This window comes from Variovorax sp. CF313 (assembly GCF_000282635.1).
GTDB lineage: Bacteria > Pseudomonadota > Gammaproteobacteria > Burkholderiales > Burkholderiaceae_C > Variovorax.
The window spans coordinates 150,310-161,519 of sequence record NZ_AKIW01000013.1; the positions used below are offsets into that span (position 1 = coordinate 150,310).

The 11,210-nt window shown below is 67.2% G+C and carries 14 protein-coding genes; all 14 read right to left on the reverse strand.

Going from position 1 to position 11,210, the window contains the following annotated elements; translation table 11 throughout:
* Nucleotides 1–36: 36 nt before the first annotated feature.
* Entirely contained in the window at nt 37–456 is a 420-nt protein-coding gene (locus PMI12_RS04475; RefSeq protein WP_007829570.1) for a hypothetical protein, read from the reverse strand.
* A gap of 24 nt (nt 457–480) precedes the next feature.
* The gene (locus PMI12_RS04480; RefSeq protein WP_007829571.1) at nt 481–759 is read right to left on the reverse strand and encodes a hypothetical protein; all 279 of its coding nucleotides are present in this window, start codon (nt 757–759) and stop codon (nt 481–483) included.
* A complete protein-coding gene (locus PMI12_RS04485; RefSeq protein ID WP_007829572.1) occupies nt 756–1,748 on the reverse strand; it encodes a glycerophosphodiester phosphodiesterase in 993 nt (330 codons plus the stop codon). The genes PMI12_RS04480 and PMI12_RS04485 overlap by 4 nt, the downstream gene beginning before the upstream one ends.
* Nucleotides 1,745–2,326, reverse strand: coding sequence for a DUF1439 domain-containing protein (locus PMI12_RS04490; RefSeq protein WP_007829573.1), 582 nt, complete (start codon nt 2,324–2,326; stop codon nt 1,745–1,747). The genes PMI12_RS04485 and PMI12_RS04490 overlap by 4 nt, the downstream gene beginning before the upstream one ends.
* A gap of 70 nt (nt 2,327–2,396) precedes the next feature.
* Complete coding sequence (locus PMI12_RS04495) at nt 2,397–3,182, reverse strand: amino acid ABC transporter ATP-binding protein (protein ID WP_007829574.1); 786 nt, start codon at nt 3,180–3,182, stop codon at nt 2,397–2,399.
* The gene (locus PMI12_RS04500; protein WP_007829575.1) at nt 3,166–3,819 is read right to left on the reverse strand and encodes an amino acid ABC transporter permease; all 654 of its coding nucleotides are present in this window, start codon (nt 3,817–3,819) and stop codon (nt 3,166–3,168) included. Before PMI12_RS04500 ends, PMI12_RS04495 begins: the two co-directional genes overlap by 17 nt.
* Nucleotides 3,820–3,841: 22 nt before the next feature.
* On the reverse strand, nt 3,842–4,504 hold the full coding sequence (locus PMI12_RS04505; RefSeq protein WP_007829576.1) for an amino acid ABC transporter permease: 663 nt from the start codon (nt 4,502–4,504) through the stop codon (nt 3,842–3,844).
* 119 nt (nt 4,505–4,623) lie between these two features.
* Nucleotides 4,624–5,427, reverse strand: a complete 804-nt coding sequence (locus PMI12_RS04510; RefSeq protein WP_007829577.1) for a transporter substrate-binding domain-containing protein — start codon at nt 5,425–5,427, stop codon at nt 4,624–4,626.
* Nucleotides 5,424–6,203 (reverse strand): GntR family transcriptional regulator, encoded by a 780-nt coding sequence (locus tag PMI12_RS04515; protein ID WP_042672825.1) that lies wholly within the window; start codon nt 6,201–6,203, stop codon nt 5,424–5,426. The genes PMI12_RS04510 and PMI12_RS04515 overlap by 4 nt, the downstream gene beginning before the upstream one ends.
* A gap of 82 nt (nt 6,204–6,285) precedes the next feature.
* Nucleotides 6,286–6,723 (reverse strand): hypothetical protein, encoded by a 438-nt coding sequence (locus PMI12_RS04520; protein ID WP_007829579.1) that lies wholly within the window; start codon nt 6,721–6,723, stop codon nt 6,286–6,288.
* A 29-nt stretch (nt 6,724–6,752) separates the two neighbouring features.
* A complete protein-coding gene (locus tag PMI12_RS27790) occupies nt 6,753–7,490 on the reverse strand; it encodes a tetratricopeptide repeat protein (RefSeq protein ID WP_007829580.1) in 738 nt (245 codons plus the stop codon).
* Complete coding sequence (locus tag PMI12_RS04530; protein WP_007829581.1) at nt 7,487–8,191, reverse strand: hypothetical protein; 705 nt, start codon at nt 8,189–8,191, stop codon at nt 7,487–7,489. Before PMI12_RS04530 ends, PMI12_RS27790 begins: the two co-directional genes overlap by 4 nt.
* A gap of 433 nt (nt 8,192–8,624) precedes the next feature.
* Nucleotides 8,625–9,968, reverse strand: a complete 1,344-nt coding sequence (locus tag PMI12_RS04535) for an MFS transporter (protein ID WP_007829582.1) — start codon at nt 9,966–9,968, stop codon at nt 8,625–8,627.
* Between the two features lie 36 nt (nt 9,969–10,004).
* Nucleotides 10,005–11,078: a hypothetical protein gene (locus PMI12_RS04540; RefSeq protein WP_007829583.1), complete on the reverse strand. Its 1,074-nt coding sequence runs from the start codon at nt 11,076–11,078 to the stop codon at nt 10,005–10,007.
* Nucleotides 11,079–11,210: the final 132 nt, after the last annotated feature.

The window sequence follows — 11,210 nt, forward strand, 5'->3', positions numbered from 1 at the left end:
AACGGGCTCACTGCGGACGGACTACGGGCAGGGAGATCAGGAAATGGGCGGCTTCAGGCCCTGTGCGGGCTCTGCGCTTGCGAAGCGAGCCGCGTGTGCCGCAGGCGGCGCCTGGGGCGCGCTGTGCACGATGTCGACGAGGGGCATGCCGCCGAGGGCCACCGCGTGGCAGACCTGGCAGGCGGTGCAGGTGCCGCAGCCTTGATGGCCGGTGCCGTCGTTGCTGCTGTGGTTGTCATGTGAACCGGCGTGGTCCGCCATGTCCATCTGCATGTCCATGCTGTTGCCGGCATCCATCGCCTCGTGGCAGTGGGCTTCGGTGGCCGCAGTCGCCGTGGACACGGCCGCCTCTGCCGCCGGCAGCGAATGCCGCACCATCTCGACCGCCATGGCATCGCCGAGCCAGCCGCGGATGGGCAGCAGGGCGATCATGAGGGCGAGCAGCAGGGTGCGCATGGGCGGGATGATAAACCTGCGCTCTCAAGACACCAGCTGGCCTCGGGCCTTGTCCACCCATACCTGCAGGTTGTCGAGCAGGTCTTTCTGGCTGAAGGAGCAGCTTTCCTCGCTGAAGAGCGCGCTCGACTCCAGCCGGTCGAGCAGGCTCAGCAGCACCTCGCCGTAGCGCGGTGGCAGGGCGCCGAGCAGCTCGGTGCTGGTGCGGGCTTCGTTCGACAGCGTGGTGACGGATCCGCCGCCATCGGTGCGCAGGGCCGCGATGCGCGCGGCGATGGCGTCGAGTTGCTGTGCGGCGCTCATTGCTTGTTCTTTCCGGGCGGCGGCAGCGACAGCCCGCGCTCGCGCATCAGATCGCGCAGGATGTCCGGGTAGTCCGTGATGATCCCGTCCGCGCCCCAGTCCATCAGCCGCTGCATGTCGGCGCGCTGGTTAACGGTCCAGGGCAGCACCTTCAGGCCGAGCTTCTGAGCTTCCTTGATGACGGTGGGCGTCAGGTCGGCGAAGGCCGGCGACCAGATCACCGGGCCCGGTGCGTTGGCCGATGCGGCCCTGACCATCTGCGGCACCGAGACGAAGCCCGCCGCGTCGATCCCGGCCGTCCAGCGGCTGTCCTTCAGCGTGCGGGGCGTCGTCAGGTAGGCGCGGGGCAATTGCGGCGCGAGCTTGCCGACCAGCGCCAGCGTGCGCCAGTCGAAGCTCTGGATCGTCACGCGGCCTGCCATCTTCGCCTTGTCGATCTCGGCGAGCAGCGCGCGCACCATCGGCTCGGGCGCGGCGGTTTCCTCCGGCCTGGTCGGATCGATCTTGGTCTCGATGTTGAAGTGCACCGTTGCCGCGTCGGCGCCGCGCGCCTGCACCTGCGCGAACAGCGCGGCCAGCGTCGGGATACGCTCGCCGTCGCGCGGCTGCTGCAGCGCGAACTGCTTGCCGTAGTTGCTCGCCGGATTGAGGCGGCCCACGTCGTAAGTCTGCAGCTGCGCCAGCGTGAGCGAGCGGATCGACGCGCCGCTGTTCGTTGGCAGCCAGGCGCCGCTGGCGTCGCGCGTGTGGTCGGGGTTGAGCGAGGTGTCGTGCGAGATCACGACCACGCCATCGACCGTGAGCCCGATGTCGAGTTCGAGCGTGGTCACGCCCAGGTCGATGGCGTTGGAGAACGCGGCCAGCGTGTTCTCGGGTGCCAGCCCGCGTCCGCCGCGGTGGGCTTCGAGGTCGAAGTGCTGCTTGGCCGTGGGTGCGATGGCGGCGCAGCCGGCGACGAGCAGGGCAGAGGCGAGGAGGACGTATTTCATTTGAGCTGCACTTTGATGCCGTCGTCTTGCACAGTGATGTCGCCGATCTCGTAGGTCTTGCGCCCGACCGTCAGTTCGTTGGCCGTGAAGCTGCGCAGCACCTGGCCCTGCAGCAGCTCCTGCGCGACCAGGGCGCCGATTTTTTGCAGCCGCTCGGCATCGCGGCCTTCGATACCCTGCAGTTCGATGCGCTCGGCCTTGGGCTGGTCGAGCCGCAGCGCGCGCGCGGCTGCGTCGTACTTCAGTGCGCTGCTGACCGACACCACGCCCTGCACCGGCGACGCCGCCAGCAGGGGGCTCGCGATGGTCAGCGTGGCCGTGATGGCTGCGCGGTTGGCCTGCGCGTCGAGGCCCAGCTGAGGATCGCGCAGCCCGACCATGAAGATCTCGGCATAGCGCTCGGCCACCGGAAAACGCTTGGCGATCTGCATCTGCAGCTCGTCGCGGGTGGCGGTGTATTCGCTCGTGAAGAAATTGAAGCCGGCCAGTGCCGCGAAGGGCGCATGCAGGGCCGCGGCGCCCAGCAGCGCGCGCAGCACCCGGCGGCGGGAGGTGGGAAACGGGGTGCGGAGGTTCATGGGGGCTCCGAGCTTGCCACAGGCGGGAACGTTCCCGCCAGTGCGATGGATCAGCGCACCCAGGCCAGAATCAATCGTGCAGCGAAGAAAGAAACTGCTTCAGCTCCGCCGTCTGCGGATTCCCGAACAGCTCCGCCGGCGGCCCCATCTCGTGCACACGTCCCTGGTGCATGAAGATCACGCGGTCGCTGACCTTGCGCGCGAAGCTCATTTCGTGCGTCACCATCAGCAGCGTCATTCCCTCGTCGGCCAGCGACTCCACCACGCGCAGCACCTCGCCCACCAGTTCGGGGTCGAGCGCCGAGGTGATCTCGTCGCACAGCAGCACGGCCGGTTCCATTGCCAGTGCGCGCGCGATGGCCACGCGCTGCTGCTGGCCGCCCGAAAGCTGGTCGGGCATGGCGTCGAACTTCTCGGCCAGCCCCACGCGGTCGAGCAGCTTGCGCGCCTGGGAGGCCGCCTCCATGCTGCCGCGCTTCTTCACCAGCGTGGGCGCGAGCATCACGTTCTTGCCGACCGTGAGGTGCGGAAACAGGTTGAAGCTCTGGAAGATCATGCCCACGCGCTGGCGCAGTTCGCGCATGGCCATGGTGCTTTCGTGCAGCAGGGGCTTGCCGTCGACGGTGAGCGAGCCTTCCTGGAACACCTCGAGCCCGTTGATGCAGCGCAGCAGCGTGCTCTTGCCCGAGCCGCTCTTGCCGATGATGGCGATCACCTCGCCGCGTTTCACGTCGAGATCGATGCCCTTCAGCACTTCGTTGGTGCCGTAGGACTTGCGCAGCGCGGTGATGCGCACGATGGGGGCGCCCACCGAGGTGGCGGGTTGCTGTTGTTGCGGTTCAAGCACGGCGGCCATGGGTCTTCCTCTCGAGGTTCTTGGCGTACAGGCTCACGGGGAAGCACAGCACGAAATAAAGCAGGGCCACGCAGCTGAACACCACGAAGGGCTTGAAGGTGGCGTTCGAAATCATGCTGCCGGCCTTGGTGAGCTCGACGAAGCCGATCACCGAGGCGAGCGCCGTGCCCTTGATCACCTGCACCAGGAAGCCCACCGTCGGCGCGACCGCGATCTTCACGGCCTGCGGCAGGATCACATGGCGCATCTGCTCGGCGAAGCTCAGGGCCAGGCTGCCCGAGGCCTCCCACTGGCCCTTCGGGATCGAGGCCACGCAGCCGCGCCAGATCTCGGTGAGAAAGGCGCTGGTGTACAGCGTGAGCGCCACGCTGGCCGCGGTCCACGCCGACACGTCGACGCCGAACAGCGCGATGCCGAAGTAGGCGAGGAACAGCTGCATCAGCAGCGGCGTGCCCTGGAACAGCTGCACATAGAGGCCGACGGCGCGGTTCATGGCGCTGCCGCCGCGCAGGCGCAGGAACAGCAGCAAGGCGCCGACCAGTCCGCCGCCGATGAAGGCGATGAGCGACAGCACGACAGTCCAGCGCAGCGCCATCAGCAGGTTGCGCAGGATGTCCCAGAGGGAAAAATCGACCATGGTGTGTGTGGCTTTCCCGCGTTCAGCGGCCGAAGAAGAATTTCGGCCCGGCCCAGTTGAGCAGCCGCCGCAGCGCGACCGCCAGGGCCAGGTAGATCAGCGTGGCAACGATGAAGGCCTCGAAGGCGCGGAAGTTGCGGCTCTGGATGAGGTTGGCCGCATAGCTCAGCTCCTCGGTGGAGATCTGCCCGCATACGGCCGAGCCCAGCATCACGATGATGATCTGGCTCACCATGGCGGGCCACACCTTCTTGAGTGCCGGCGGCAGCACCACGCGGGTGAACACCTGCGCCTTGCTGAGTGCCAGGCTCACGGCCGCTTCGATCTGCCCCTTGGGCGTGGCCTCGATGCCGGCGCGGATGATCTCGGTGGAGTAGGCCCCGAGGTTCATCACCATCGCGATGATCGACGCTGTCTCCGGCGTGAGCTTGACGCCCGCCGCGGGCAGCCCGAAGAAGATGAAGAACAGCTGCACGATGAAGGGCGTGTTGCGGATCAGCTCCACGTAGGTGCCCACGATGGCGCGCAGCCATGCAGGGCCATTGGCACGCGCCCACGCGCAGAAGGTGCCCACGATCATGCCCAGCACGGTGCCCACGGCGGTGAGGCCGATGGTCCACGCCACCCCGCGAAGCAGCAGCGGCCACTCGGAGAGCACCGCGCCGAAATCAAACTCGATGTTCATAAGTCAGTCTTCTCTTCGTGGAACGCCGCGGAACCGGCTTTGCCGGGCCGCAGGCGTTGCCCCCGGCGAGGGGGTGTGCGCAGCGACACGAAGTGCGCGAAGCATGGGGGAGCGCTTGTTCAGACCGGCAGCTCGCCGGCGGCCTTGCCAAGCCACTTCTTCGACATGGCGTCCAGCGTGCCGTCCTTCTTGGCGGCGGCAATGATCTCGTTGACCTTGGTCTTCAATGCGGTTTCGCCCTTGGCGACGCCGACGAAGCAGGGGCTGTCTTTCAGCAGCAGCTTGAACTCGGCGCTCACCTTCGGATTCTTGGCGAGCATGTCGCCGGCGACCGCCGCGCTGGTCGCGATGGTTTGCGTCTGGCCGGCTACGAAGGCCGCGATCGTCGCGTTGTTGTCTTCGAAGCGGCGGTAGTCGACGTTCGGGGGGGCCACCTTGTTCAGTTCCTGGTCTTCCATTGCGCCGCGCGTCACGGCGACGGTCTTGCCGGCCATGTCGGCGAAGCTCGTGAGCTTCATGCTCTTGGCCGCATACACGGCCTGGAAGAAGGGCGCGTAGGCCGAGGTGAAGTCGATCACCTTCTCGCGCTCGGCGTTCTTGCCGAGCGTGGAGATCACGAGGTCGGCCTTGCGGGTCTGCAGGTACGGAATGCGGTTGGCGCTGGTCACGGGCACCAGCTCGACCTTGACGCCCAGCTTGGCGGCGATCAGCTCGGCCATCTCGATGTCCAGGCCCTGGGGCTTCATGTTCCTGTCGACCGAGCCGTAGGGCGGGTAGTCGGTCGGCACGGCGATCTTGATGGTCTTGGCCTTGAGCACGTTGTCGAGTGCGTTCTGGGCCTGGGCGGCGCCCGTGGCGGCCATCATGGCGAGCGAAGCCAGTGCGAGCGCGAAGCGGCGTTTGGACGGAGAAGAGAAGGTCATAGCAAGGCTCCTAGGTAAGACGAAGAATCGGAAGCAGGGGATGCGGCCGCCTTGCGGCGCTTGCCCTTGGGCGCCGCTGCGGCGGCGGTGTTCGTGTTCTGCAGCGGCGCCAGCGCATCGCGCAGCTGCGCGAGCGGATCGGCGGGCGCCTGCACGCGCAACGCCGACTGCACCGTGCCGATGTGCGCGGCCATCAGCGCCTCGGCGGCGGCGGGGTCGCCGCGCTCCAGCGCCGCGACGATCTGCACGTGGTCTTCGCACGACTGCACCGCGTCGTGCGTGGACTGGTAGAGCATGGCGATCAGCGTGGTGCGCGCGGTGTAGTCGCGCAGCGTGTCGGCCAGCAGCGTGTTGCCCAGGCATTCGGCCAGGCACACATGGAAGTCGCCCAGCAGAAAACTGCGGTTGCCTACGTCGCTCTCTTTCAGTGCGGCTTTTTCACGCTGAAGGTGCGCTTTCAGCTCGCGCAGGGCGGCCTTGTCGATCTTGCCGGCGCTGCCCGCGCTGCGGATCAGCCCCAGTTCGATGACGCGCCGGGCTTCGAAGGCCTCGCGCGCCTCGTCCTGCGAGGGCTCGATGACGAACCAGCCGCGCCGTGCGCTCACCGTGACGATGCCGCGCGCCGCCAGCCGCGTGAGCGCCTCTCGCACGATGGTGCGGCTGCAGTCGAACAGCATCGCCAACTGCTGCTCGCCCAGGCGCGAACCCGGCGCGAGCTTCTGCGCCATCACCGCTTCGATGATGCGTGCACTGATTTGGGATGCGGAAGTGGCCATGGCCTGCATACCAGCAGCTTCTGTGCCAATTGGTATGCAAGATATGTGCACCAAAAAGAGGCTGAGCAGCCTCTTCAGGCCCTCAGAACCTGGCCGGGAAGTCGCCCTTCTCGAAGGCGGGAATCACCGCCTTGAGTTCCTCCACGCGCTCCAACGCGCAGAATTTCGGGTTGGCCTTGCTCTGCGCCGCGTGGAAGTCGATGCCGTTCATTTCGTGCATCAGCGCGTCCTGCTGGTACTTCTTGATCAGCTGCGCGACGGCGTTCGGGCGGTCGTACGGGATGCCGCAGGTCTTCGCCGCACCCAGGCGCGACCAGGCGAACTGGAGGTTCGGGTCCCAGCCCATTGCGTCCGGCCCGGTGAAGCCCTTGTCGTAGTGGTACTCGTAGACGTTCGACTCGATCTTGTAGGCGCCCATGCCGCCTTTGCCGCGGTAGCTGCCATAGTCGGCGGCCATGGCTGCATGCCCTGCCACAGCGGTAAGCAGGAGGATGGCGATGCGTGCTGTGCTCTTCTTCATCTGGAATCTCTTGAAGGGTTTATTGGAGGCTATCTGGCAATGAAGGTCTCGCTGTCGTAGCCGTACCGGGAAAGCAGCGCATCGAAGGGTGGTTGCCGCAGCGAGGCAAGCAATTGCGCACGATCGGCCGGCTTGGCGTCGGTGCCCAGCAATTCTTTGCCGCGATCGAGATCCTTCCTGGCCAATTCACGCCGACCCTGCGCGTCGTACGCGAGGGCGCGGTACAGGTAAGCCCACGCATAGGTCGGTTGATAGCTCAGGCCCTCGGTGAAGGCTTCGGTTGCTTCGGGCCATTGCTTGAGCTCGCTCAAGGTCCTGCCCAGGTGGTAGTAGGCCGGCATGCCCGACAGGCCGAGCCGCTCGTCCTGCATCTTGCGAAGCAACTCGAGTGCCTTGGCGGGTTGTCCTGTGTCCCGGTACAGCGACGCTAGGTTGATGAAGTCCAAGGCCTCGCGGCGTGGCATCAGACGCTGGGATTCTTCGAGGTCACGGATCGCCTCGTCGTACTGTTCGATCTGCCTTCTCGCGTGGCTGCGCATCTTCAGCGCCAGGCCCTTCAGGATGGCGGTCTGCGGTCCGTTCTCGACGCAACGGGTCCAGAGCGCCACGGCCCGGTCCGGTTGCTGATACCCGTCCTTGCTGGCGGTCAGGGGCAGGTTGCCGGCGGCACGGCATGCGCCCTGGCCCGTGAGGGGTCCCGACGCACAGCCGGCGACGGCCAGTCCCAGCGCGGCGGCCAGGACGAGTTTGATGCCGGTTTCGCTCATTGCTGCAGCGACGCGGGAAGGTCGGGACGCACGCGCTCCAGCAAGGGCGGCGTGACGGAGCCTTGCAAGGCGCAGGAGACTTTGGTCCGGCCGGGCGCCTTGTCGGCTTCGATAAGCAGCACGCGCTCGACCGTGCCCTTCTGCGTCACCGACCCGGACTGGCCGCCACGGCGCCACGTGTCCATGGGATCGCCGATCCGCCGGGTTTCCGCTCGGGCCCATTCGGCACCGTTCTTCACGACACGCTGGGCCGGCTGCAGCAGGCTGTTGAGGGCAGTCGCGGCCGTATCGGGCGTGCCTTCGACGTCGAAACCCCACCAGAGGAACGCGCCCATCGTCGCGTCATAGCTCACCTCGTTGCGCCAGGCGACCAGGCGCAGGCCCGCCACGTCGATCGGCCGGGCGAAAGACTGTCGCTGTCCTTTCTCCGACCGCGGGTCCGCCACCGCAGGGGCCGCCGTCGTCCCATTCATGGCAACTTCGACGCCCGATCCGAAGAGCTGCGGCTTCTGGCCCAGCAACGTGAAAAACGACGCATCGCATTGCGCGAATGCGGCGAGCGCCGTCTTCGCTGCGTCCAGGTCGGGCGCGAGGTTGGCGGGCGCCGTGCCGGCGGCACCGGCCGAGAAAGACATGGCTGTGAAGCAAGTCAGGGTCGCCATGCGGCGGCCGAAGCCGATGTGGTCTTGATGTGTGCGCATTGCGCGATTCCTCCCATTTGATTGCGTTGCCCTTGTCGTCACTGGCGATGCAGGCCGCCCTCCATGCGACAAGGTGTGGGCACTATAAGAGGCTTGGAAGCGTCGGGCGGGCGCGCTTGCGCATCGGGCAAGGCAATCGCAAAGAAGTTGGCACCGGCGCCGGCGGGCGCGCGGCCGGGCCGGTCGGTGGTCAATCCATCCGGGCGCGCCTGTCTGTAGTCGCAGGGCGCATCGTGCGTGGCGATGACGTCAGTACCGCGCTCCTGGCCGGTGTCAGCCGACGTGCACGCCGGCAGTGCTGCGCTTCATCTGTGCCCGGACTTCGCCCGCCGGCCAGGCGCGGGTCGATATGCCGACGTGCGAACTTCTGTGCCAACTGGTATGCAAGGCGCGTGCACCGAAATGGATCGCGGCCGGCCGGGCCGCACCGGCGTCAGCCCCTGTTGCGCCCCAGTGCGCTGGCTGGAAGTGCCACAAGCATGAGCAATGCCGACAGCACCAGCGCCCCGCTCAGCACATACAGGCTGGCGGCGAACCCGCCCGTCAGCGTCTTGAACGCGCCGACCATCATCGGCGCCACCAGCCCTGCGCTGCCGCCGATGGTGCTGATGAGCGCGATGCCCGCGGCCGCGGCGCTCTTCGACATGAAATTGCCGGGCACCGACCAGAGCACGGTGAACGCGGCGGAAATGCCCATGGCCGCCAGTGCCAGGCACAGCACGGCGGCGAAGGCGTTGTGCATGAACAGCGTGGTCAGCGCCAGCCCGGCCGCGCCCACCACCGCGCTCAGTGCGAAATGCCAGCGGCGCTCCTTGTGCCGGTCCGAATGCCGCCCGACGACGATGTTGGCCGCGATGCCCGCCACCGCCGGAACGACCGAATAGAAGCCGATCTGCAGCACGCTGAGCCCCATCGACTTCAGGATCGTGGGCTGCCAGAACGACAGCGCATAGATGCCGAGGATGATCAGGAACGACATGAAGCCGATCAGCCACACCCGGGCGTCGCGCATCGCCGCGCCGAAGGTGTGGCGCCCGGTGGCGCCATTGGCGGCCTGGTCTTCGGCCAGCAGGCGCGCCACGCGCTGCTTCTGCGCTGGCGACAGCCAGGCCGCCTGCGACGGGCTGTTCGACAGCCAGCGGAAAGCCGCCACGCCGAGCAGCACGCTCGGAATCCCTTCGAGCAGGAACAGCCACTGCCAGCCGCGCAGCGACAGCACGCCGTCGAGATACGTCATCGTGAGCCCTGCGATGGGCCCCGCCACGATGGGCGCGGCGCCGAAGGCCATGAAGAACAGCGCGGTGGCCTGCGCGCGGCGGTGTGAGGGGAACCACAGCGTCAGGTAGAACAGCACCCCCGGCGCGAAGCCGGCCTCGAACACGCCGATGAGAAAGCGCAGCACATAGAAGTGCGTGGGCGTGGTCGCGAACATCATCGCCGCCGACGCCAGCCCCCACAGGCCCATGATGCGCAGCAGGGTCGCGCGCGCACCGATCTTCGCGAGCATCAGGTTGCTCGGAATCTCGAACACCGCATAGCCGATGAAGAAGATGCCCGCGCCCAGGCCGAACACCGCGTCGCTGAAGCCGAGCTGGTCCTTCATCTGCAGCTGCGCGTAGCCCACGTTGGTGCGGTCGAGGTAGTTCAGCACGTAGCAGGCGCACAGCAGCGGCATCAGGCGCCAGGTGATCCTGCGGAAGAGCGCGGCGTCGTCGCGAGCGGCGGTATCTGCTGCCGGGGTGCGCGCATCCGCTGCGTCGAGGGTGGCGGTGTTCATCGTGTGTCTCCTTCTGTTGTTCCTGCCCGAGATGCTTCAGGCGACCGTGGGCGTGCCGAAGCTTGTCTCGCCCCACAGGTGGCTGGCCGGCGCACCCGGAAACAGCCAGTGCGGCGAGCATTCGGCCGACGGCACCACGTTGCTGAACCCGTGCGAGGACGAGGTGCCGGCGAGGGTCTTCTCCAGCACCATCGACAGGTACTGGTCGTTGCTGCCCTCCTGCGTGTTGCCGTTGAGGATCACCTCCGCGCCAGTGGCCTGCACGTAGCGGCGGATGCCGTTGTGCCGCGACTGCAAAGGCGCCCAGCTGTCGGCTGCCACGCCGTTCTCGCTGCTCACACGCAGGCCGTCGCCGGTGCGGTAGACCAGCGAATGGTTGCCCTCGGTGTGGCCCGGCGTGTGCACCAGAGCGAGCCCGCGGCCCAGCTGGATGCTGCCGTCGAAGGCGACGATGCGTTCGGCCGGCACGCCGTCGAGGCCGCGCGGGCAGTACCACTCGGCCTGTATCGGCAGCAGGCCCTGCACGTTCGCGAGCTCCTGGCGGTGCACCAGCAGCCTTGCGTTAGGCAGCAGGCCCGGCGCGCCGGCGTTGCCGAGCCAGCGGCGCACGTCCTGCGTGTGCAGGTGGTCGTAGGTGATGTAGTCGACTTGCTCCGGCGCGATGCCGCAGCTCGCCAGCGCCTGCGGCACGGTCTGGTAGACCGGCGCGATCGCCTTGTGCAGGAACTTCGGCGTCTGCTCGCTCAGGCGCTTGAAGTAGGGCGTTTCGTTGCCGGCCTCGAAGTCGGCCGGCGTGAACAGCAGCGTGCGCAGGCGGCCCTCGAAGTCGTCGTACTGGATCAGCACGGTGCGCGCCAGCAGGTGGACCATGTGCGGCTTGAGCAGTTGCTGCGAGTACACGCCGGTAAAGGCGAACCACGCGGGGTACGGAATGCGCAGCAGGTTGAAGCTGCGCGCAAAGCGCACCGGCGGCGCGTCGAGCAGCCGCTCGCGCAGGCCTTCGGCCCCATGGCGGACGGCGCGCAGGCGATCCTGCGGCATGGCGGCGTTGCGTGTGCCGTCGAATTCCGGCAGCTGTGCGAAGCCGGTGGGCTCGGGGTCTCGGATCATGGTCGTCTCCTGGAAATGAATGCTTGCTTTTCGATTCGTTGTGCGTTGTTCGGGGGAGCGGTTGAACTGCCGGCATGAGCAGAGCGCTCATCGTGCGCAGGGCACCGAGTGCTCCCCGCAGCGAAATAAAGG

Coding starts and splice junctions, on each gene's coding strand:
- PMI12_RS04475 (WP_007829570.1), bottom strand. CDS start 456: ATGCGCACCCTGCTGCTCGCCCTCATGATCGCCCTGCTGCCCATCCGC.
- PMI12_RS04480 (WP_007829571.1), bottom strand. CDS start 759: ATGAGCGCCGCACAGCAACTCGACGCCATCGCCGCGCGCATCGCGGCC.
- PMI12_RS04485 (WP_007829572.1), bottom strand. CDS start 1,748: ATGAAATACGTCCTCCTCGCCTCTGCCCTGCTCGTCGCCGGCTGCGCC.
- PMI12_RS04490 (WP_007829573.1), bottom strand. CDS start 2,326: ATGAACCTCCGCACCCCGTTTCCCACCTCCCGCCGCCGGGTGCTGCGC.
- PMI12_RS04495 (WP_007829574.1), bottom strand. CDS start 3,182: ATGGCCGCCGTGCTTGAACCGCAACAACAGCAACCCGCCACCTCGGTG.
- PMI12_RS04500 (WP_007829575.1), bottom strand. CDS start 3,819: ATGGTCGATTTTTCCCTCTGGGACATCCTGCGCAACCTGCTGATGGCG.
- PMI12_RS04505 (WP_007829576.1), bottom strand. CDS start 4,504: ATGAACATCGAGTTTGATTTCGGCGCGGTGCTCTCCGAGTGGCCGCTG.
- PMI12_RS04510 (WP_007829577.1), bottom strand. CDS start 5,427: ATGACCTTCTCTTCTCCGTCCAAACGCCGCTTCGCGCTCGCACTGGCT.
- PMI12_RS04515 (WP_042672825.1), bottom strand. CDS start 6,203: ATGGCCACTTCCGCATCCCAAATCAGTGCACGCATCATCGAAGCGGTG.
- PMI12_RS04520 (WP_007829579.1), bottom strand. CDS start 6,723: ATGAAGAAGAGCACAGCACGCATCGCCATCCTCCTGCTTACCGCTGTG.
- PMI12_RS27790 (WP_007829580.1), bottom strand. CDS start 7,490: ATGAGCGAAACCGGCATCAAACTCGTCCTGGCCGCCGCGCTGGGACTG.
- PMI12_RS04530 (WP_007829581.1), bottom strand. CDS start 8,191: ATGCGCACACATCAAGACCACATCGGCTTCGGCCGCCGCATGGCGACC.
- PMI12_RS04535 (WP_007829582.1), bottom strand. CDS start 9,968: ATGAACACCGCCACCCTCGACGCAGCGGATGCGCGCACCCCGGCAGCA.
- PMI12_RS04540 (WP_007829583.1), bottom strand. CDS start 11,078: ATGATCCGAGACCCCGAGCCCACCGGCTTCGCACAGCTGCCGGAATTC.